At 61.8% G+C, this 21,003-nt stretch carries 24 protein-coding genes, 1 other RNA gene and 1 pseudogene; 16 read left to right on the top strand and 10 right to left on the bottom strand.

Annotated elements, in window-relative coordinates; all coding sequences use genetic code 11:
• Positions 1-4 precede the first annotated feature (4 nt).
• From livM to NKI16_RS19005, 9 genes and pseudogenes are all read left to right on the top strand, one after another.
• Positions 5-1,633, top strand: a complete 1,629-nt coding sequence (gene livM / locus NKI16_RS18965; protein ID WP_352574662.1) for a high-affinity branched-chain amino acid ABC transporter permease LivM — start codon at positions 5-7, stop codon at positions 1,631-1,633.
• Positions 1,633-2,793: pseudogene (locus NKI16_RS18970) on the top strand (ABC transporter ATP-binding protein); the annotation flags it as partial. The gene livM and the pseudogene NKI16_RS18970, both read left to right, overlap by 1 nt.
• 8 nt (positions 2,794-2,801) lie before the next feature.
• The gene (locus NKI16_RS18975) at positions 2,802-3,530 is read left to right on the top strand and encodes an ABC transporter ATP-binding protein (RefSeq protein WP_352455032.1); all 729 of its coding nucleotides are present in this window, start codon (positions 2,802-2,804) and stop codon (positions 3,528-3,530) included.
• Between the two features lie 19 nt (positions 3,531-3,549).
• Positions 3,550-3,897: a DUF6867 family protein gene (locus tag NKI16_RS18980; protein ID WP_352782395.1), complete on the top strand. Its 348-nt coding sequence runs from the start codon at positions 3,550-3,552 to the stop codon at positions 3,895-3,897.
• 138 nt (positions 3,898-4,035) lie between these two features.
• Positions 4,036-5,166, top strand: a complete 1,131-nt coding sequence (locus tag NKI16_RS18985; protein WP_023678047.1) for a branched-chain amino acid ABC transporter substrate-binding protein — start codon at positions 4,036-4,038, stop codon at positions 5,164-5,166.
• 231 nt (positions 5,167-5,397) lie between these two features.
• Positions 5,398-8,856, top strand: coding sequence for a pyruvate carboxylase (gene pyc, locus NKI16_RS18990; RefSeq protein WP_023678046.1), 3,459 nt, complete (start codon positions 5,398-5,400; stop codon positions 8,854-8,856).
• A 164-nt stretch (positions 8,857-9,020) separates the two neighbouring features.
• The gene (locus tag NKI16_RS18995) at positions 9,021-9,281 is read left to right on the top strand and encodes a DUF2312 domain-containing protein (RefSeq protein WP_023678045.1); all 261 of its coding nucleotides are present in this window, start codon (positions 9,021-9,023) and stop codon (positions 9,279-9,281) included.
• A 61-nt stretch (positions 9,282-9,342) separates the two neighbouring features.
• The gene (locus tag NKI16_RS19000; RefSeq protein WP_023678044.1) at positions 9,343-9,783 is read left to right on the top strand and encodes a hypothetical protein; all 441 of its coding nucleotides are present in this window, start codon (positions 9,343-9,345) and stop codon (positions 9,781-9,783) included.
• A 66-nt stretch (positions 9,784-9,849) separates the two neighbouring features.
• Entirely contained in the window at positions 9,850-10,164 is a 315-nt protein-coding gene (locus tag NKI16_RS19005; RefSeq protein ID WP_023678043.1) for a hypothetical protein, read from the top strand.
• Positions 10,165-10,167: 3 nt separating this feature from the next.
• On the opposite strand, the gene msrB is transcribed toward NKI16_RS19005, so the two are convergent.
• The 5 genes from msrB to NKI16_RS19030 all read right to left on the bottom strand — a co-directional run bounded on the left by msrB (position 10,168) and on the right by NKI16_RS19030 (position 14,106).
• Complete coding sequence (gene msrB / locus NKI16_RS19010; protein WP_352569565.1) at positions 10,168-10,572, bottom strand: peptide-methionine (R)-S-oxide reductase MsrB; 405 nt, start codon at positions 10,570-10,572, stop codon at positions 10,168-10,170.
• Between the two features lie 109 nt (positions 10,573-10,681).
• Positions 10,682-11,503 (bottom strand): MBL fold metallo-hydrolase, encoded by an 822-nt coding sequence (locus NKI16_RS19015; RefSeq protein ID WP_023678041.1) that lies wholly within the window; start codon positions 11,501-11,503, stop codon positions 10,682-10,684.
• Complete coding sequence (locus tag NKI16_RS19020) at positions 11,504-12,694, bottom strand: vWA domain-containing protein (RefSeq protein ID WP_023678040.1); 1,191 nt, start codon at positions 12,692-12,694, stop codon at positions 11,504-11,506.
• Positions 12,695-12,702: 8 nt separating this feature from the next.
• Positions 12,703-13,149: a GNAT family N-acetyltransferase gene (locus NKI16_RS19025; RefSeq protein ID WP_023678039.1), complete on the bottom strand. Its 447-nt coding sequence runs from the start codon at positions 13,147-13,149 to the stop codon at positions 12,703-12,705.
• A gap of 117 nt (positions 13,150-13,266) precedes the next feature.
• The gene (locus NKI16_RS19030; protein WP_352923599.1) at positions 13,267-14,106 is read right to left on the bottom strand and encodes an AAA family ATPase; all 840 of its coding nucleotides are present in this window, start codon (positions 14,104-14,106) and stop codon (positions 13,267-13,269) included.
• Between the two features lie 176 nt (positions 14,107-14,282).
• On the opposite strand from NKI16_RS19030, the gene ssrS reads away from it, so the two are divergent.
• From ssrS to NKI16_RS19050, 4 genes are all read left to right on the top strand, one after another.
• Positions 14,283-14,438: non-coding RNA, 6S RNA (gene ssrS, locus NKI16_RS19035), on the top strand.
• Between the two features lie 141 nt (positions 14,439-14,579).
• Positions 14,580-15,167 (top strand): 5-formyltetrahydrofolate cyclo-ligase, encoded by a 588-nt coding sequence (locus tag NKI16_RS19040; RefSeq protein WP_023678037.1) that lies wholly within the window; start codon positions 14,580-14,582, stop codon positions 15,165-15,167.
• An 81-nt stretch (positions 15,168-15,248) separates the two neighbouring features.
• The gene (locus NKI16_RS19045) at positions 15,249-16,073 is read left to right on the top strand and encodes a TIGR00282 family metallophosphoesterase (RefSeq protein WP_023678036.1); all 825 of its coding nucleotides are present in this window, start codon (positions 15,249-15,251) and stop codon (positions 16,071-16,073) included.
• Positions 16,074-16,143: 70 nt separating this feature from the next.
• On the top strand, positions 16,144-16,908 hold the full coding sequence (locus NKI16_RS19050) for a TerC family protein (protein ID WP_023678035.1): 765 nt from the start codon (positions 16,144-16,146) through the stop codon (positions 16,906-16,908).
• Positions 16,909-16,929: 21 nt separating this feature from the next.
• On the opposite strand, the gene NKI16_RS19055 is transcribed toward NKI16_RS19050, so the two are convergent.
• The 4 genes from NKI16_RS19055 to NKI16_RS19070 are packed head-to-tail and all read right to left on the bottom strand — an operon-like array spanning position 16,930 to position 18,749.
• Positions 16,930-17,397: an SRPBCC family protein gene (locus NKI16_RS19055; protein WP_023678034.1), complete on the bottom strand. Its 468-nt coding sequence runs from the start codon at positions 17,395-17,397 to the stop codon at positions 16,930-16,932.
• A gap of 30 nt (positions 17,398-17,427) precedes the next feature.
• Positions 17,428-17,790: a VOC family protein gene (locus tag NKI16_RS19060; RefSeq protein ID WP_023678033.1), complete on the bottom strand. Its 363-nt coding sequence runs from the start codon at positions 17,788-17,790 to the stop codon at positions 17,428-17,430.
• A 55-nt stretch (positions 17,791-17,845) separates the two neighbouring features.
• A complete protein-coding gene (locus NKI16_RS19065) occupies positions 17,846-18,238 on the bottom strand; it encodes a VOC family protein (protein WP_023678032.1) in 393 nt (130 codons plus the stop codon).
• A 28-nt stretch (positions 18,239-18,266) separates the two neighbouring features.
• Positions 18,267-18,749 (bottom strand): SRPBCC domain-containing protein, encoded by a 483-nt coding sequence (locus NKI16_RS19070; protein ID WP_023678031.1) that lies wholly within the window; start codon positions 18,747-18,749, stop codon positions 18,267-18,269.
• A 51-nt stretch (positions 18,750-18,800) separates the two neighbouring features.
• Between NKI16_RS19070 and NKI16_RS19075 the strand changes: the two genes are divergently transcribed.
• The 3 genes from NKI16_RS19075 (at position 18,801) to NKI16_RS19085 (ending at position 20,419) form a co-directional block, all read left to right on the top strand.
• Positions 18,801-19,124: an ArsR/SmtB family transcription factor gene (locus NKI16_RS19075; RefSeq protein WP_023678030.1), complete on the top strand. Its 324-nt coding sequence runs from the start codon at positions 18,801-18,803 to the stop codon at positions 19,122-19,124.
• A 237-nt stretch (positions 19,125-19,361) separates the two neighbouring features.
• Positions 19,362-20,111 (top strand): YebC/PmpR family DNA-binding transcriptional regulator, encoded by a 750-nt coding sequence (locus NKI16_RS19080; protein WP_023678028.1) that lies wholly within the window; start codon positions 19,362-19,364, stop codon positions 20,109-20,111.
• Positions 20,108-20,419: an Rdx family protein gene (locus NKI16_RS19085; protein WP_023678027.1), complete on the top strand. Its 312-nt coding sequence runs from the start codon at positions 20,108-20,110 to the stop codon at positions 20,417-20,419. The genes NKI16_RS19080 and NKI16_RS19085 overlap by 4 nt, the downstream gene beginning before the upstream one ends.
• 26 nt (positions 20,420-20,445) lie before the next feature.
• On the opposite strand, the gene NKI16_RS19090 is transcribed toward NKI16_RS19085, so the two are convergent.
• Positions 20,446-20,925, bottom strand: a complete 480-nt coding sequence (locus NKI16_RS19090; RefSeq protein ID WP_023678026.1) for an anthrone oxygenase family protein — start codon at positions 20,923-20,925, stop codon at positions 20,446-20,448.
• Positions 20,926-21,003 lie beyond the last annotated feature (78 nt).

A 21,003-nucleotide genomic window follows, 5' to 3' on the forward strand; every position in this document is an offset into this window, starting at 1 on the left:
GATCATGGCGGTTACCGTGTCTCCGGAAAGCACCGTCGTCGCCACCCCGGTCCAGCGCGCCTTTCGCGAAGCGCTCTATGCCGGCGCCATTTCGCTTGGCCTGTTCGTGCTGTTCATCGGCCTGAAGACCGACCAGAACATCTCCAACGAACTGATCCTGGTGCAGCGCTGGGGCTTGCTCGCCGGCGTCGTGATCGCCACCATGGCCGGACGCTTCCTTTACGTCGCCTATGGCCAACCCTTCCTGGCGAACCAGAAGATCGTCGACGTCGCCACCGGCCTGCTGCCGGTCAGCCTGGCTTCGCGATTCTTCCGCTTTCCCGCGTTCATCGTGGCGCTCGCCGTCGCCGTTATTCTGCTCGCACTCAGCGGCTTTCTGACCGAGGCCTTAGGGCCGGAACTTTCCGATTTCGTGCGGTTCGTGCGGGCGCTTGCAATCATCTATGCGCTGGCCTGGCTGATTTATCATTTCCGGGCCTTCATTCATGCTCATTTCTCGGCATTGGGCATAACTGCACTGGCGCTCTACCCGATCGTGGTGGTGTTGGTGCTAGCGCTATATGCCGGGTCGATGGCCGCCGGTTTCCAGGGCTCGCTGAAATATGTCGACAATTACGGCATCCAGATCCTGATCTACGTGATGCTGGCCTGGGGGCTGAATATCGTTATCGGCTTGGCCGGCCTGCTCGATCTCGGCTATGTCGCCTTCTACGCCGTCGGTGCCTACGCCTATGCGCTGCTCGGCACGCATTTTGGCCTCTCCTTCTGGATCCTGCTGCCCGCCGCCGGCCTAATGGCTGCGTTTTGGGGGGTGATGCTAGGCTTCCCGGTGCTGCGCTTGCGCGGTGACTATCTGGCGATCGTGACGCTCGCCTTCGGCGAAATCATAAGGCTGGTGATCATCAACTGGCGCGAGGTGACCAACGGCTCGGCCGGGATTTCCGGCATCCCGAAGGTCTCTTTCTTCGGCCTGATGTCGTTCAACGTCTCCGATCCGAACTACATCTCGAAGGTGCTCGGCATCGCCCAATCGGGTGCCTACTACAAGATATTCCTCTACTATTTGATCCTCGGGCTCTGCCTGCTGACGGCCTTCGTCACCGTGAGGCTCAGGCGGATGCCGGTCGGCCGTGCCTGGGAAGCGCTGCGCGAGGACGAGATCGCCTGCCGTTCGCTCGGCATCAACACCACCACCACCAAGCTCACCGCCTTTGCCACGGGCGCGATGTTCGGCGGCTTCGCTGGCTCGTTCTTTGCCGCGCGGCAAGGCTTCGTCAGCCCGGAATCCTTCGTCTTCCTGGAATCGGCGATCATCCTCGCCATCGTCGTGCTTGGCGGCATGGGCTCGCTGGTCGGCATTGCCGTCGCCGCCATGGTGATGATCGGCGGCACCGAAGTCCTGCGCGAACTGGATTTCCTCAAGACCGGCCTCAGGTGGGGCAACACTACGGTCATACCCGGTTTCGGGTCCGGCTTCACGCCGGAACTGTATCGCATGCTGCTGTTCGGTATGGCGATGGTCATCGTCATGCTGTGGAAGCCGCGCGGCTTCGTCGGCAGCCGCGAGCCGACAGCTTTCCTCAAGGTGCGCAGGGCGGTGTCTGGGTCCTTCACCAAGGAGGGACACGGCTGATGAACGCGAGCCCCTCCGTGAACAATGCCATCCTGCAGGTCGAGCATTTGTCGATGAAGTTCGGCGGTCTCGTCGCCATCGGCGACCTTTCCTTCCAGGCCAAGCGCGGCGAGATCACCGCACTGATCGGTCCGAACGGCGCCGGCAAGACCACCGTGTTCAATTGCATCACGGGTTTCTACAAGCCGTCGGAAGGCATGATCACACTCAACCGGCGCGACGGCTCCACGTTCCTGCTCGAACGCTTACCCAACCATGAGATCCCGGCGCGCGCCAAGGTGGCGCGCACCTTCCAGAACATCCGCCTGTTCTCGGGCATGACGCTGCTGGAGAACCTTCTCGTCGCCCAGCACAACAAGCTGATGAAGGCCTCCGGTTACACCATTCTCGGCCTGTTCGGCTTTAGCGGCTACAGACAGGCCTCGGCGGAATCGGTTGAACTGGCCGAGCACTGGCTGGAGAAGGCCGATCTTGTCGACCGCGCCGACGATCCGGCCGGCGATCTGCCCTATGGCGCGCAGCGGCGGCTCGAAATCGCTCGCGCCATGTGCACCGGGCCTGAGCTTCTGTGCCTCGACGAGCCGGCCGCTGGTCTCAATCCGAAAGAATCGGCGGGGCTCAATGCGCTGCTGATGGACATCAAGGACAACACCGGCACGTCGATCCTTTTGATCGAGCACGACATGGCGGTGGTGATGCAGATTTCAGACCATGTCGTGGTGCTCGAATACGGGCGCAAAATCTCGGACGGCAACCCGCAATCGGTGCGAACCGACCCGCGCGTCATCGCCGCCTATCTTGGCGTCGACGACGAGGAGGTCGAGACGGTGCTCACCGAAGTCGGCGACGAAGACGTCATCGAGCAATTGGATACGGGTCCGGATGCCGCCCACGGCCCAGGCACATCGGCTTCGTATCTCGCCGGACCGGTGGCCGACACGGTCGGCCATAGCGAGGGCGAGCGCGTCACCGTGTCGAAAGGTGCCTCGAAAGCCGGGCAGTTCGATGCGAGGTCGAGTGCCGCAGCAAGCAAGGCGGCAGCGCAGGCCAAAGCCAAACCGACGGCGAAATCTTCTGCCGCGAAATCCTCTGCAGCAAAGCCGGCCACCAAGGCTCCGGTGAAGCCGAAGACGCCGCGCGTCTCCAATCGGCGCGGAGGGCGCAAGTGATGGCCGGCACAACGCTGCTCGATATCAAGGGCGTTCAGACCTACTACGGCAACATCAGGGCGCTGAACGGTGTCGACGTCACCGTCAGGCAAGGTGAGATCGTAGCGCTGATCGGTGCCAACGGCGCCGGCAAGTCGACGCTGATGATGACCATCTTCGGTGCTCCCCGCGCCCGCGCGGGTACCATCACATTCGCCGGTACCGACATCACCCAACTGCCGACCCACGAGATCGCGCGCATGCGCATCGCCCAGTCGCCGGAAGGGCGCCGCATTTTCCCGCGCATGACGGTGATGGAAAACCTGCAAATGGGCGCCAGCCTCGACAACCTCGAGCATTATGACGAGGACGTCGAGAAGGTGTTCACGCTGTTTCCACGCCTGAAGGAACGCATTGCCCAGCGTGGCGGCACGCTGTCCGGCGGCGAGCAGCAGATGCTGTCGATCGGGCGCGCGCTGATGGCGCGGCCGAAGCTGCTTTTGCTCGACGAGCCGTCGCTCGGCCTGGCGCCGCTGATCGTCAAGCAGATATTCGACGCAATCCGCGAGTTGAACCGGACTCAAGGCCTGACCGTGTTCCTGGTCGAGCAGAACGCCTTCGGCGCGCTGAAACTCGCCACGCGCGGCTATGTCATGGTCAACGGCAATGTGACGATGAGCGGCACCGGCAAGGAGTTGCTCGCCAATCCGGAAGTGCGCGCCGCCTATCTCGAAGGCGGCCATCACTGAGTTTCAGGAGGCATCAATCATGCAGGGCATTCTCTATGAGGAACCCTCGATCTGGCAGTTCTTCTTCGTCACCTGCCTGCTCGGCGGCTGGGCGGCGTGGATGACGGGCAAGGCGTGTGCGCAGACGTGGCGCAGCTTCGCCCAGTTGTTCGCCTTCATGCCGGGGCTCGGCATCGGCATAAGGTTCATTCATCACGCGCTGTTCGGCGGAACGATGTTCTCGCTGCATTACTACATCGTCGATACCATTGTGCTGATGATCTTGGGCTTCATCGGCTACCAATACACGCGCACCAACCAGATGGTAACGCAGTATAATTGGCTTTACGAAAGAGCCTCTCTTTTGAGCTGGAAACCAAAAGGTTGACATTTATCATTAACGGCGTTTCAGGGATGAATCGGCGTGACAAGTGCCTGAAAATCGGCAAAGTACTCTTTCTGCGAGCAAGAGTGGGCATCGCATGAAAGCAACATCCACGCCCACTCGGTAAATGGGAGCGTTTCAATGAAAAAGTCACTTTTGTCTGCCGTCGCCCTGACCGCGCTTGTCGCGTTCAGCGGCAACGCGTGGGCTGACATCCTGATCGGCGTCGCCGGTCCGATCACCGGTCCGAACGCAGCGTTCGGCGCCCAGCTTCAGAAGGGTGCCGAACAGGCAGTCGCCGATATCAATGCGGCGGGCGGCGTTCTTGGCCAGCAGCTCAAGCTTGAAGTCGGCGACGACGTCTCCGATCCCAAGCAAGGCATCTCGGTCGCCAACAAGTTCGTCGCCGACGGCGTCAAGTACGTCGATGGCCACTTCAACTCCGGCGTCTCGATCCCGGCGTCGGAAGTCTACGCCGAGAACGGCATCCTTGAGATCACGCCGGCCGCGACCAATCCGAAGTTGACGGAACGTGGCATGTGGAACACCTTCCGCACCTGCGGACGCGACGATCAGCAGGGCAAGGTCGCTGGCGACTATCTCGCCGCGAACTTTAAGGATGCCAAGATCGCTGTCATCCATGACAAGACGCCTTATGGCCAGGGCCTCGCCGACGAAACCAAGAAGGCGCTCGCAGCCAACGGCGTGACTGAGGCCATGTATGAAGGCATCAATGTCGGCGACAAAGATTTCTCGGCCCTCATCGCCAAGATGAAGGACGCGGGCGTCTCGGTCGTCTACTATGGCGGCCTGCACACCGAAGCCGGCCTGATCATACGCCAGCTCGCTGACCAGGGCCTCAAGGCAACCTTCATGTCCGGCGACGGCATCGTGTCGAACGAATTGGCCTCCATCGCCGGCGACGCCGTCGAGGGCACGCTGATGACGTTCGCTCCGGATCCGCGCAAGAATCCGAACGCCAAGGAACTCGTCGAGAAGTTCCGTGCGGCCGGCTTCGAGCCCGAGGCCTATACCCTCTATTCCTACGCAGCGATGGAAATCATCGCGGCCGCCATCACCAAGACCGGTTCAGCCGATGACGCTCAGAAGGTAGCCGAGACCATCAAGTCGGCCGGCCCCTGGAAGACCGCGATCGGCGAGATCGGCTACGACGCGAAGGGCGATATCACCCGTCCTGACTACGTCATGTACACCTGGAAGAAGGGTGACGACGGCAAGTACACCTATGTCGAGAACGCACCCGGCAAATAACCGGACGTTGCTACATGAGAATGCCCGGCGCCTCGCGCCGGGCATTTTTTATGAGAGTTCCCGAAAGCCTGGATCGGAACTGCCCAGGCGTTCTTCGGATTGACACGCAATGTGTCAGCGCGATAGATCAAATTAAATCGGTTTAATCCTCTTTTCGATTTTGTTTGCACTGCAGCATTTTCGCGCTAATCATGTCCGGCAGTCCCCTTCCCCGCGTCCGGAGCCCTGTCCTTGGCAATCTCGAAGATCCTTGTCGCCAACCGCTCCGAAATAGCCATCCGCGTCTTCCGCGCGGCAAACGAGCTCGGCCTCAAAACCGTGGCGATCTGGGCAGAGGAGGACAAATACTCCCTGCATCGCTTCAAGGCCGACGAAAGCTACCAGGTCGGGCGCGGGCCGCATTTGGCCAGGGATATGGGGCCGATCGAAAGCTATCTGTCGATCGAGGAGGTTATCCGCGTCGCCAGGCTATCGGGCGCCGATGCCATCCATCCAGGGTACGGCCTGCTGTCGGAAAGCCCGGAATTCGCCGAAGCCTGCGCCAAGGCCGGCATCATCTTCATCGGGCCAAAGCCGGATACGATGCGCAGGCTGGGCAACAAGGTCGCCGCCCGCAATCTCGCAATCGAAGTCGGTGTGCCGGTAATTCCCGCTACCGATCCCTTGCCGGACGACATGGCGGCGGTAAAGGAACTCGCCAAGACGATCGGCTACCCCGTGATGCTCAAGGCGTCCTGGGGCGGCGGCGGCCGCGGCATGCGCGCCATCCGCTCCGAGGCCGATCTCGCGCGCGAGGTGATGGAAGGCAAGCGTGAGGCGAAGGCGGCTTTCGGCAAGGACGAAGTCTATCTCGAAAAGCTGATCGAGCGCGCGCGCCATGTCGAGGTGCAGGTGCTGGGCGACACACATGGCAACGCCGTGCACCTGTTCGAGCGCGATTGTTCGATCCAGCGCCGCAACCAGAAAGTGGTCGAGCGGGCGCCGGCGCCCTACCTCGAAATGTCACAGCGCGAGGAGCTTTGCGGCTACGCGCTGAGGATCGCGCGCGAGACCAGCTATATCGGCGCCGGCACAGTCGAGTTCCTGCAGGATGCCGATACCGAAAAATTCTATTTCATCGAGGTCAATCCGCGCATCCAGGTCGAGCACACCGTCACCGAACAGGTGACCGGCATCGACATCGTCAAGGCGCAGATCCACATCCTCGACGGCTTTGCCATCGGCACGGCGGAATCGGGCGTGCCGGCGCAAAAGGACATCAGGCTGAACGGCCACGCGCTGCAGTGCCGCATCACTACCGAAGATCCCGAGCATAATTTCATCCCGGACTATGGCCGCATCACCGCCTATCGCGGCGCCACCGGCTTCGGCATCCGCCTCGACGGCGGCACCGCTTATTCGGGCGCGGTCATCACCCGCTTCTACGACCCGCTGCTGGAGAAGGTGACGGCATGGGCGCCGACGCCGGCCGAGACCATTGCCCGCATGAACCGGGCGCTGCGCGAGTTCCGCATCCGCGGCGTGGCGACCAACCTCACGTTCCTCGAGGCGATCATCAATCACTCGAGCTTCGCCGACAATTCCTACACCACCAAGTTCATCGACACGACGCCGGAACTGTTCGCCAGTGTGAAGCGGCAGGACCGCGCGACCAAGCTGCTCAACTACCTTGCCGACGTTTCGGTCAATGGTCATCCCGAGACGCGCGGCCGGCCGCAGCCAAAGGCCGATGCGGCGCCACCGGTGGTGCCATATCTCAACGGCAATGTGCCTCAAGGCAGCAAGCAGAAGCTCGACGTGCTCGGGCCGGAGAAATTCGCCGCGTGGATGCGCGAGCAAAAAGAGGTGCTGGTCACCGACACGACAATGCGCGACGGGCATCAGTCGCTGCTCGCCACAAGGGTACGCACCTATGACATCGCCGGCATTGCCGGCACTTATGCGCGCGCGCTGCCACAGCTTTTGTCGCTCGAATGCTGGGGCGGCGCCACATTCGACGTCGCCATGCGCTTTCTCACCGAAGACCCATGGGAGCGGCTGTCGCTGGTGCGCGAGGCAGCACCCAACCTTGTGCTGCAGATGCTCCTGCGCGGTGCCAACGGCGTTGGCTATACCAACTATCCCGACAATGTCGTCCAGCATTTCGTCCGCCAGGCCGCTGCCGGCGGCATCGACCTGTTCCGGGTCTTCGACTGCCTGAACTGGGTCGAGAACATGCGCGTGGCCATGGATGCGGTCGGCGCCGAGGGCAGACTGATCGAAGCGGCGATCTGTTATACCGGCGACATACTCGATCCGGCGCGGGCCAAATACGATCTGAAATACTATGTCGGCCTGGCCAGGGAATTGCAGGCAGCAGGCGCCCATATCATCGCCGTCAAGGACATGGCTGGGCTTCTAAAGCCGAGCGCTGCCCGCGTGCTGTTCAAGGCGCTGCGCGAGGCGACGGACCTGCCGATCCACTTCCACACCCACGACACATCCGGCCTGTCGGCGGCAACCGTGCTGGCGGCGGTCGAGAGCGGCGTCGACGCCATCGACGCGGCGATGGATTCGCTATCCGGCAACACCTCGCAGCCGTGCCTCGGTTCGATCGTGGAGGCGCTGAAGGGCACCGAGCGCGATCCGGGCCTCGACCCGCAGTGGATCAGGAACATCTCGTTCTACTGGGAGGCGGTGCGCAACCAGTATTCAGCCTTCGAAAGCGACCTGAAGGGGCCGGCATCGGAGGTCTATCTGCACGAAATGCCGGGCGGTCAGTTCACCAACCTCAAGGAACAGGCGCGCTCGCTCGGGCTGGAGACACGCTGGCATGAAGTGGCGCAGACCTATCACGACGTCAATCTGATGTTCGGCGACATCGTCAAGGTGACGCCGTCGTCCAAGGTCGTCGGCGACATGGCGCTGATGATGGTGAGCCAGGACCTGACCGTCGCCGACGTCGAGAATCCGGCGAGGGACATCGCCTTCCCGGATTCGGTGGTGTCGATGTTGCGCGGCGATCTCGGCCAGTCGCCGGGCGGCTGGCCAAAGCCATTGCAGAAGAAGGTGCTGAAGGGCGAAAAGCCGATCACGGTGCGGCCGGGTTCGCTGCTCAAACCGGCGGACCTCAAGGCCAGTCGCACGGAGGTCGAGGAAAAGCTCGAGCGCAAGCTCAGTGAGTTCGAGTTCGCGTCGTGGCTGATGTATCCGAAGGTGTTTTCCGATTTTGCCGCCGCGCAGGAGACCTACGGGCCGGTCAGCGTGCTGCCGACGCCGACCTATTTCTACGGCATGAAGCCGGAAGACGAGATTTTCGTCGACATCGAAAAAGGCAAGACGCTGGTGGTGCGCTGCCTTGCCATCGGCGATGTCGACGAAAAGGGCATGGTCACCGTGTTCTTCGAGCTCAACGGGCAGCCGCGCCGGGTGAAGGTGCCGGACCGGGCGCATGGCGCCTCCGCCGCCAAGGCACGGCGCAAGGCGGAGCCGGGCAATGAGGCGCATGTCGGCGCGCCGATGCCTGGCGTCGTCTCGGCGCTTGCGGTGGCTGCCGGCCAGGCGGTGAAGGCCGGCGACGTGCTGCTGTCGATCGAAGCGATGAAGATGGAAACAGCGCTGCATGCCGAACGCGACGGCACCATAGCCGAGGTGCTGGTCAAGGCCGGCGACCAGATCGATGCCAAGGATCTGCTGATCGCATTCGGGTGAGTTAGGCCAGCATCTCGATAGGGCCTTGTCGGCGCCTGGCAGCAACCCTTCATGCCGCATCGATAGCACCTTGACCCGCCGCGCCCGGTCGGGCATCGAACCGCTGCAATTCGCCGCTCGGGTCACCCCGAGTCGCGGTGAGAAAACGACGCGGAGAGAAGACTATGGCCGACGACATCATCGAGACCAGCCAGACTGTTGCCGCCGGCCAGCTGCGCGCCTTCATCGAACGCATCGAGCGGCTCGAGGAAGAGAAAAAGACGATTGCCGACGACATCAAGGAAGTGTTCGCAGAGGCCAAGGGCACCGGCTTCGACACCAAGGCGATGCGGTCGATTATCCGGCTGCGCAAGAAGGACCAGGCCGAGCGGCAGGAAGAGGAATCCATCCTCGATCTGTACAAGGCTGCGCTCGGCATGGTGTAAAGGCCGGCCTCGGCGCCGGAGACGATCGCGGGAGAAGCGGTTCTGACCATGGATTCCAGCCATGAGCGAATTCGATTTTGGCGCCCGCCGCGCCTCTGAATTCCGCCAACGCAGCTTCTGGATGCTGTTCGCGGAACGGCATCCGGATGAAAGGGCTCTGCTGGCGAGGCGCGGACCGTGGTTCTGGCAGCGTGGGCTGCCCGATTTCGCATTGGTCCTTTCCATGTACGTCGCGCCTGCGCAGAATCATGTCGGCGTCTTCTTCGGCCGCAACGAGAAGTTCGGTGCCACGCAAGCCTGGTCGCGGTTGAAGCCGTTCCAGCCGGCCATCGAAGACAGGCTGAAGCTCAGGCCAGAACAAAGTTGCGACGGCCTCGGCATCAATTCGATGTGGCGGGTGAATTGTTTTGCCGAGGACAATTGGCCGGCGATGACCGACTGGCTGGTGACGGAAGCCTCGCGTTTCGAGCGCGCGATTGCCGAAGTTCTGGGTCAGGAATAAAGCTGGGTTTCCAGACGCAATCCTTAGAATCGCTCTGGTGAGCAGAGCGAGGGAGCCGGTCGATCGATGACGATCATGTCGCGCGTTGCCGCCTTCTTCCGCTCACGCTGGTTCGGCGGCGTGCCGCTCGATCGGCTGTTCTGGCGCGACCTGGTCGTTGTCGGCACAGCGATCAACGTCGCGTCATCTGTGGCGGCGCTCATTCTGCTCGGGCTGAAGCTGCCGCTTGCGCTCGTCCTGGCGGTGCATTTCGCGCCGGTGCCCTACAATATCTTCCTGACCTTTGCCGTTTGGCGAACTGCCGGAAAATCGAGTGGCGTCATGGCCTCGCTGATGACGCTTGGCGCCACGTTGTGGCTGATCCTGGTGGTTGTGGCCTGACGATCAGGCGGCCGGATCGAATTTGAGCGCCACGCCGTTGATGCAATAGCGCAGACCGGTCGGCGGCGGGCCGTCGTCGAAGACATGGCCGAGATGGCTGCCGCAGCGGGCGCAATGGCACTCGGTGCGGACCATGCCATAGCTGCGGTCGACGGTGGTCTCGAGCGAACCCGGCACTGGGTCGTTGAAGCTCGGCCAACCGGTGCCGCTCTCGAATTTCAGCTTGGATTCAAACAAGGGCTGGTCGCAGCCGACGCAGGAGAAGGTGCCGGCGCGCTTCTCGTGCAGCAGGGCGCAGCTTCCCGGCCGCTCGGTGCCGTGGTTGCGCATCACCGCATATTGCTCGGGCGTCAGCCGGGCGCGCCATTCGGCATCGGTGCGGGTAACGGGGTAGGTGTGGCTGTCCATTTTTTCCTCTTAGCTTATCTCGCTATTTGGGTTGCCTTCCCAACTTCGCCTGAAATAGGCATTTGTTACGGCGTTTGCCCGTATTTCCTATCCCGTTGCAAAGAATTCCTCAGGCGATGGCCGCGAGATAGCGCGCAACCGATGCTGAAAATGCCGCCTTTGCATCTCCGATGACGTTCTGGTTCCACCATGCGCCGTAGATATGGTCGAACGCGAAAGGCTCCAGCGCGGCCTTGATGCCGTGCACCTTCGTCGCGTTGAGCGGGATATAGTTCGGATAGCTGTACATGAAGCTGACATGACGGCGGGTCGGCGTCACCTGCAGGATGTCGCCGGCCAGGATGGCATTGCCGGCATCGCGCTTCCAGTGCAGCACCTGGCCACCGGCAAAGTGGCCGCCGCAGCGGATGAGCGTCAGCGACGGGTTTATGGCGCGCATCTCGCCCTCCCAACTGATGATTGCCGGATGCGGCCGCATGATCCACTGACGATCATCGGCGTGCAGATAAATCGGCACGCCGCCAAACGCCGCGCTCCATTCGACCATTGCCGAATAATAATGGCAGTGCGAAATGGCGATGGCGGCCAGGCCGCCCCGGCGGTTGATCTCCGCCAATGCCTCGTCGCTGACCATCGAGATGCAGTCCCACAGCACATTGCCGTGCGGCGTTTGCGCCAGCAATGCGCGCTGGCCGATGGCGAAGCGCGGCTCGATGCCGAAGGCGAGCACGCCGGCATCATCCTTGATCACGAGCCGATGCCCGGCGGCGAGCTCTTCCGGCGTGGTCCAGGCCTGGCCCTCCCAGCGCACATATTGCCGCTCGTCCTCGCAGATCGGGCAATATCGCGGCGGCGTCGCTGTCGCCGCGAACTGGACACCGCATTGCAGGCAAAGGAAACAGGTCGACCGTCCTGTTTTGCGTGGATCCATTCAGTGCTTCCTTGAAAGTTGCTTCGTCGCGGCTTCCAGGCCGGCGAGCGTCAGCGGAAACATGCGGCCGCCAAAGATATCGCGGATCATGGCAATCGAATGGGTATAGCCCCAGTTCTTCGCGTCTTCCGGATTGAGCCAAATGGCGTTCGGCCATTGCTGCAGCAGCCTGCCGAGCCAGACGGCACCGGCCTCCTTGTTCCAATGCTCGACCGAGCCGCCGGGTTGGGCGATCTCATAGGGGCTCATCGAGGCGTCGCCGACGACGATCACCTTGTAGTCGGGGCCATATTTATGGAGGAGATCGAAGGTCGGAATCACCTCGGCATGGCGGCGGCGATTGTCCTTCCACACGCCTTCGTAGAGGCAGTTGTGGAAATAGAAATATTCGAGCTGGCGGAACTCGGCGCGGGCGGCCGAAAACAGCTCCTCGACGCTCCTGACATGGTCGTCCATCGAGCCGCCGACATCGAAGAACATCAGCAGCTTCACGGCATTGCGACGTTCGGGTTGTGTCTTAACGTCAAGATAACCGTGCTCGGCGGTGGCGTGGATGGTGCCGGGCAGGTCGAACTCCTCTTCGGCGCCTTCGCGCATCCAGCGGCGCAAGCGCTTCAGCGCGACCTTGATGTTGCGGGTGCCGAGTTCGACGGCATCGTCGAAATTCCTGAACTCGCGCCTGTTCCAGATTTTTACCGCGCGGCGGTTGCGGCTCTCGTGCTGGCCGATGCGCACGCCTTCGGGATTGTAGCCATAGGCGCCGAAGGGCGAGGTGCCGCCGGTGCCGATCCATTTCGAACCACCCTGATGCCGGCCCTTTTGCTCCTCCAACCGCTTCTTCAGCGTCTCCATCAGCTTTTCGAAGCCGCCCAGCGCCTCGATCAGCTTCTTCTCCTCATCGGTCAGGTGCTTTTCGGCGAGCCTCCGCAGCCATTCCTCCGGGATGTTTGCGACATCGACCGGGTTTTTGCCAGCCTGCGCCTCGACACCTTTGAAGATGTGCGAAAAGACCTGGTCGAAGCGGTCGATGTGGCGCTCGTCCTTCACCAGAGCGGCGCGGGCGAGATAGTAAAAGCCCTCGACATCATAGTCGACCAGCCCGGCTTCCAGCCCCTCCAGCAGCGACAGATATTCGCGGAGCGAGACCGGAACCCGCGCTGCCTTCAGTTCGAGGAAGAAGGGGATGAACATCTCACCGTCTACAGCAGATCATACTCGATGAAGCCGGTCCTGCGCGCCACGTGGTCGTAGAGCTTGCGTGCGGTGGTGTTGGTCTCGTGGGTCATCCAGTAGACGTTCTTGACGCCGATCTTGCCGGCTTCCTGCTTGACCGCTTCGATCAGGGCGGCGCCGACGCCCTTGCCGCGCACATCGGGGTCGGCGAACAGGTCCTGCAAATAACAGTTGTTTATCTGCGACCAGCAGGAGCGATGGTAAAGATAGTGTGTCAGGCCGACGGCCTTGCCGTCGAGGGTGGCGATGAAACCTTTCGGCTCGAACTCGCCCGCCGTGAACAGCCGCTTCCAGGTGACGGCGTAAACCTCTTCCGGCAGCTTGGTTTCGTAGAAGGTGAGATAGGCGGTCCACAGACGCCGCCAATTGGTATGGTCAGATTGCGCCAATGGGCGGACGGTGATCTCGGTCATTTCGTTTCCCTCTGAAGTCGGCAACCTGAAGCTGCCTCCGTGCCCGGCTAGAGGCAACGGTCCAGCACCGGGAAAGCGCTGTCCGGTGACTTCGTGGGCTTCCGGCCGACCGGCCCCTCACCCCTGCCGTCTCGCCATGAAGGCCAGGCGCTCGAACAGATGCACGTCCTGTTCGTTCTTCAGCAAGGCGCCGTGCAGTTTCGGCAGCGCGTTCTTCGGGTCGGCGCGCAGGTCTTCGGGCGCGATGTCGTCGGCGACCAGCAGGCGGATCCAGTCGAGTGCCTCGGAGGTCGACGGCTTCTTCTTGAGGCCCGGCACGTCACGGATTTCATAGAATTGCGTGAGTGCGGCGCGCACCAGGTTCTGCTTGATGCCGGGATAGTGCACGTCGACAATTTTGTGCAGCGTCTCGACGTCGGGAAAGCGGATGTAGTGGAAGAAGCAGCGGCGCAGGAAGGCGTCCGGCAGCTCTTTTTCGTTGTTGGAGGTGATGATGACGATCGGCCGGACGGTGGCGCGGATGGTCTCGCCGGTCTTGTAGACGAAGAACTCCATCCGGTCCAGTTCCTGCAACAGATCGTTGGGGAACTCGATATCGGCCTTGTCGATCTCGTCGATCAGAAGCACGACTTTCTTGCCGGCAGCAAAGGCGTCCCACAGCTTGCCGCGCTTGATGTAATTGCGGATGTCGTTGAAGCGCTCGTCGCCGAGCTGGCTGTCGCGCAGCCGCGAGACGGCATCATATTCATAGAGGCCCTGCTGCGCCCGCGTGGTCGACTTGACGTGCCATTCGATCAGATCCAGGCCGAGCGCCGCCGCCATCTGGCGGGCAAGTTCGGTCTTGCCGGTACCGGGCTCGCCCTTGACCAGCAACGGCCGCTCCAGCGCGATCGCCGCGTTGACCGCCACCATCAGATCCTTGTCGGCAACATAGGCTGCCGTGCCTTCGAAACGCATTTTTGCTCCCGGGTTCATCGCGCGACCCTAAGGACGCGGCCTTCGCTGTGCAAGGCGCTGCTGGCAAAGCGGGGATCTTGCCGGCGCGACCCTCGTCGAGCGGTTCTGCGTCGATTTAAGACTCGAAACATGTCGTCTCTCTGGCGCTTGGTCTGCCGTCTGCCTATATTGGCGGAGACGGTCTGCGCTTCCCGGCAGGAGAACATTTTCCCCGGGGCCTTAATGATCCCTAGGGAGCTGTCCCTGGGAAGACCCGTGGGTTTTCTCATACGGCGCCCACCTACTTTGTAGGTTCCCGGGATCGCTCTCTCCACCGGTTGTGTGGATCGTCACCTATCGAAAAGGCCATGTCTGGCGGATCTTGTCGTCGCGCCGCTTTGTGCGGTGCTCTCACGAACGAAAAGTTCGCCCCGCTCCTCCAAAACGTCGCTCGTAAAACTCCATCCAAATCTGACCTTTTCTAACGTCGGCGCATGACATCCCCAAAAGACCTGAAAAAAAATCTCCGCAACCAAGCCCTCGGGCGCCGCGACGCGCTCGATCCTTTCTGGCGGGTGGAGGCAGCACTCGAAATGGCCGAGACGGCGCGCGACCGGATCACCGTCGCGCCGGGCCAGATCGTCTCAGGCTTCTGGCCGATGCGCTCGGAAGTCGACGTCCGGCCGCTGATGTTTGCCTTGCGCGAAAAGGGGGCAAGGCTCTGCCTGCCGGCCATTCTCGACAAAACCATCATCGTCTTTCGCGAACTGGTGCGCGGCGCGCCGATGGTCGACATGGGCTTCGGCACCGTCGGGCCACACGAGGAAGCCGAGGTGCTCGATCCCCAGCTGATGCTGGTGCCGCTTGCCGCCTTCGATGCGCGCGGCCACCGCATCGGCTACGGCGCCGGCTATTACGACCGGGCGATCGCGCGGCTGGTCGACAAGGGGCAGCAGCCGCGGCTGATCGGCATTGCCTTCGACTGCCAGGAGGTGGCCGTGGTGCCTGACGAGCCGCATGACGTGATCATTCCGGAAATACTCACCGAGAGCGGGTTGCGTCGCTTCGCGCCGAAATTGTAGATAAGTTCCTGGACGCATGGTCTTTTCCGAAAGTCATGCAGCTTGTTGCTTCGCTGACCTTCGGTTCGGGATCACGCTTATATGAGACTTCTCTTTCTCGGCGACATGGTCGGCAAGACAGGACGTACGGCGGTGTGGGAACAACTGCCTGGCCTGATCTCGGATTTCAAGCTCGACTTCGTCATCGTCAATGGCGAGAACGCCGCCGGCGGCTTCGGCATCACCGAGGAAATTTTTCGCGAGACGATCTCGGCCGGCGCCGATGTCGTCACCACCGGCAACCATGTCTGGGACCAGCGCGATGCGCTGATTTTCGCGCCGCGCGAAGAGCGCTTCCTGCGTCCGTCTAATTTCCCCAAGGGTACGCCGGGGCGCGGCTCAGGCGTCTACATCGCCAGGAACGGCGCGCGCGTGCTGGTCGCCAACATCATGGGCCGGGTGTTCATGCATCCCGAGCTCGACGATCCGTTCCAGGCCGGCGAGCGCGAACTTGCCGCTTGCCCGCTTGGCGAGCAGGCCGATGCGATCGTCATCGATTTCCATGCCGAGGCGACCTCGGAAAAAATGTGCTTCGCTCATTTCGTCGACGGCCGTGCCAGCCTTGTTGTCGGCACCCATACGCATCAGCCGACCGGCGATCACCAGATCCTCAATGGCGGCACCGGTTATATTTCCGATGCCGGCATGTGCGGCGATTACGATTCCTCGCTCGGCATGGACAAGGAGGAGCCGCTCAACCGGTTCTTGTCCAAGGTGCCGAAAGGCCGCTTCGAGGCGTCGACCGGACCGGCGACATTGTGCGGCGTCGGCGTCGACATTTCCGACCGTAGCGGCCTGACCGAACGGATCGCGCCGTTTCGCCGCGGCCCGCGGCTGGAGGAAACGGCTCCATCCTTCTGGTCGTGACATTGATATAGACGCTTGCAATACCCAATTGCCGGCGAAACTGCTCTAGATCGTAGAGGGGACGACCTCCATGCAGCTAGTCGAATTCCTGGCGCCGCATTTCGCCTTTGTCTCCGACCCGACGGCATGGGTCGCGCTGCTGACGCTGATCGTGCTGGAGGTCGTGCTCGGCATCGATAATCTGATCTTCATCTCGATCCTGACCAACAAATTGCCGGTAGCGCAGCGGGCCCGCGCCCGGCGGCTCGGCATCTCGGCCGCGCTGGTGATGCGGCTGATCCTACTGGCCACCATCTCAATCATCGTCCAACTGACGACGCCGATATTCACCGCCTTCGGCCACGGCTTTTCATGGCGCGACCTGATCCTGATCGCCGGCGGCCTGTTTCTCGTCTGGAAGGCGACCAAGGAGATCCACCACACGGTCGATCTCGATGATCACCAGGACACCATGATGGGCGAGACGCTGCAGCTTTCGCTGGCCGGCGCGATTTTCCAGATATTGCTGCTCGACCTCGTCTTCTCGATCGACTCGATCATCACCGCCGTCGGCATGACCGACGAAATCGCGATCATGTACATCGCGGTGATCGTGGCGGTGAGCGTGATGATGCTGGCGGCCGGGCCGCTGGCCGACTTTATCGCCAGGAACCCCAGCATCGTCATGCTGGCCCTCGGCTTCCTGCTGATGATCGGCATGACGCTGATCGCCGACGGCATGGGTTACCACGTGCCGAAAGGCTACATCTACGCCGCCATGGGCTTTTCGGCACTGGTCGAAGGGCTCAACATGCTGGCGCGGCGGCGGAAGAAGGCAAAAGGCGGCGGGCACTGAGGATGGCCCACCGCGGCTGACCTAATTCCCCGGCACACCCTTCGGATGGCGGTCGCCGATCAGGCCGAGCATCACGCCTTGCTCCAGCCACGCCTTGGCGCCGGCGAGCACCAGCGCAAAACCGCCGGTCGAGCCGATCGCCTGCTTGACCTGCTCATCGGGGCTGCCGACAAAGCCGAAATTGCGGACCTCGACAAAGGTCGTGCCGCCCGGCATCTCGGCGAAAGTCCACACTACCGTGGTCGGCGGATCGCTCCATTGCATGACGATCTTCTTGTTATCGACGATCTCACTGACATTGACCGTCGTCGAGACGCCATACATGCGCCATTCCCAACTGATTTCCTTGCCGCTGTCCAACCTGTCGCTGCCATGGGTGAACCAGAATTTCGTCGTGATCGCCGGATCGACGAAGGCTTCGAATACGTCGGCGACCGGCCGCCTTATCAGCATGCCGGCTTCGGCGGTCGGTGTTTCACGGATTTTCATAGCGTCCTCCTTTCCACGGCGCCGCCCTGTTCACCAGGCATCGGGTTCGCGCACGAGGTGAATGATGTTGGCCGGATTGGTGATCCAGCCGCCGCGAAAGCCTTCACCCAGTGCCTCAATGGCATCGCAGCGCACGACGCCGGCCTCGGCGAGATGCTCCGCAGCGGCCGGAAAATCATCGGTGAACAGTTCCAGCCAGATCTCGGCCTGGCTCATCATCGGCGCCTCGTCGATCCACAGCCGATTGGGACCAAGTTCGAACCCGACGGCCGGCGATTTGGCCGTGAATGGCTTCAGGCCGATGACGTCGCGATAGAAGGCGATCGTTGCCTGGTATTGATGCGGCGGGACTTTCATCGCGATGTTGATGCCGCCGGTGATCTTCGCGGTCATTTGCTGACTCCATTGCCGTGTTCAGGTTCGATTGGCCGGTTCGGTCCAGAACTCGCTATGCCAAATTGATTTGCCAGGAGACTCCGAACCTGTCGTTGAGCCATGCAAACCGGCGGCTGAAACCATAATTGTCCAGCGCCATCAGAAATTTGCCGTCCTTGGCCAGAGCCTCGACAATGCCGTTCAGCTCTGCCTCCGTGGAGCAATTCACATACAGCGAGACCGATGGCGTGAACGTGAAGGCATGGTGCACGGGGCTGTTGTAGACCATCACTTCCAGACCGCTTATGGACACGCGCGCCAGCTTGACCGTTCCTTCCGGGCCGTCTTCGCCGGAGCCGTAACGTGTGACGTCAAGGACGCTGCTGTCGGGGATCGTCTCGCAATAGAAGGTCATTGCCTCTTCGGCCTTGCCCTCGAACATCAGAAATGGCGTCACTTGCTTCATCGCAGGCCTCCGTCATCTTGGTGGCTTTTCAGATGTTGTTCTCGTTGGCCGGCTCGCCCTTCATCTCGCTGCGGTAATAGCCGTCGCGCAGATTGATGCCGTATTCGACATAGGCCTTCATGCAGGCCAGCATCTGCGACCAGCCCTCGCAATTGAGGTAGGATTTCTTCAGGCCGACCGCGTTCTCGTGCCAGCCGGTTTCGGCGATGGTGACGAAGGTGCCGCCATCGTCGAGCGGCTCGAAATTCATCTCGATGCGGGTCTTGTAGGCTGGCTTGCCGTCGGCGTCGGTGGCATCCCAGCGCAGCACGATGCGGCTGTCTTTCTTCACCTCGTCGACCTCGACGGGAACCTTGCCCCACCAGATGACGGTGGCGCCCGCCTCCAGCAGTGCGCTGGCGCCGCCGATCGTGGTGAAGTAGCCGCTAAGTTTCTTCGGATTGACGACCGCATCGAAGACTTCGGCGACGGGTTTGCCGATGCGGCCAGAAACCCTGAATCCAAGAGACATATCCACAGCTCCTTCCTTGAATGGCTCAAGGATATGTTATAGAAACATAACATGTCAAGCCAATCGCGAGACGACAATGTTTTCAAGGCGCTGGCGCATCCGCGCCGGCGTGCGTTGCTGGACCGGCTGAAGGATGCGCCGCAGACCACCGGCATGTTGTGCGATGCCTTCCCCGACATGGACCGCTGCACGGTCATGCTGCACCTGAAGGTGCTGGAGGAGGCCGACCTGGTCGTGGCGCGGCGCGAGGGGCGCGAACGCTGGAACCATCTCAACGCGCTGCCGATCAAGCACATCCACGACCGCTGGATCAGTCAATATGCCACGCACGCGATCAGCATCCTCGACCGGCTGAAATCCGATCTTGAGGGATGAAAGGTTTGCCGAAGCCTGCCGATTTTCGGATCTTGAAAGCCTTGCGTGCCGGCAGCAATGGCGCGGCTGGACGAATTGAGCCGATTTATCTATAAGCCGGCCATTCCGACAGCGAGCGCCGTCCGTCCGTCAGGGACGCAGCAGGACGTTCTGAAATTTTGAATTCGAGCATTTTGCAAGATGCCGGGTGGTTCACCAGGCGGCAGATGCTCTAGCCGAGAAGATGACAGGGGTGCCATGGCTGGCCATTCACAGTTCAAGAACATCATGCACCGCAAGGGCCGCCAGGATGCGGTGCGGTCGAAGATGTTTTCCAAGCTGGCGCGCGAAATCACCGTCGCCGCCAAGAGCGGCACGCCCGATCCATCGATGAACCCGCGCCTGCGCCTTGCGGTGCAGAACGCCAAGGCGGTGTCGATGCCGAAGGACAATATCCAGCGCGCCATCAACAAGGCGTCGATGGGCGATGCCGAGACCTACGAAGCCGTGCGCTACGAGGGTTACGGGCCAGGCGGCGTCGCGCTGATCGTCGAGGCGCTGACCGACAACCGCAACCGCTCGGCGTCGAATGTGCGCGCTGCCTTCACCAAGGCGGGCGGGGCGATGGGCGAGACCGGCTCGGTATCGTTCATGTGGGACCGCGTCGGCGAGATCTACTATCCGGCATCGGCCGGCAGCGCCGAGAAGGTGATGGACGCGGCGATCGAGGCCGGTGCCGACGACGTCCAGTCGGACGAGGAAGGCCACACGATCTACTGCGCTTTCGAGAATCTCGGCGAAGTGTCGAAGGCGCTGGAAGGCGCGCTCGGCGAGGCTGAATCGGTGAAGCCGATCTGGAAGCCGCAGACCAATATCGCGGTCGACGAGGAGCGGGCACAATCGCTGATGAAGCTGGTTGCGACGCTTGAGGACGACGACGACGTGCAGAGCGTCTACGCCAATTTCGAGGTCGACGAGGAGACCTTGGCGAAGCTCAGCGCGGCATGACCCAACACGCGCTGCCCACAGTCCGCATCACCTATTGCACCCAGTGCCTGTGGCTGCTCAGGGCCGGCTGGATGGCGCAGGAGCTGCTGTCCACCTTCGGTACCGATCTCGGCGAGGTGACGCTGGTGCCCGGCACCGGTGGCATCTTCACCATTTCCTGCAATGACACGCTGGTCTGGGACCGCAAGCGTGATGGCGGTTTTCCCGACGCCGCAAAGCTCAAGCAACTGGTTCGCGATGTCATCGATCCGGATCGCGATCTCGGCCATGCCGACCGCAAGGGCGATAAGTCAAAAGATCCTGCCTGAAGGCCTTTTACACTTCCGTCCTGCATTCACCGCCACGCGAAGATGAAGCAGCCCAGCGCCACGATGGCGGTGATGGTGCGGACGTGGTTCCACATCACCCAGTCCTTGAGATAGGTGGCCCACACGGCGGCGCCCTTGGCGCTTGCCGGATCGACCGCAGCCAGGGCGTTGTTGAGCGGCACGTTGAACATCATCGTCACGATCGGATTGCCGACGACATAGATCAGGGCGCCGGCGAGAAGCCAGAACGAACCCGGCTGGCTCCAGCCGATAAGAGCGCCGGCGGCGAGGACAAGACAGACCAGCCCGGTGCCGAAAAGTGCGGTCATGAATGTCGGCGTGATCACGGTGATGTTGATCGAATTCATGGCGGCGATGCCGCCTGCGGCAGGCAAGCGGGCGAGCGCCGGCATGATAAAGTTGGAGAAGGCGAAGAAAACGCCGCCGACAACGCCTGAGCCAATGGCAGCGACGAAGGTGAGGGTGGGAAGCAGTTTCATGATCATGTCAGTTGCTCCGGTTTCAGATTCGAGCAGTTCGATTGGTGCGTCGTCTAAAAATATGAATTATCCTCACATTTGCAA

Source organism: Mesorhizobium sp. M0698 (assembly GCF_040320455.1).
Classification (GTDB): Bacteria; Pseudomonadota; Alphaproteobacteria; order Rhizobiales; family Rhizobiaceae; genus Mesorhizobium.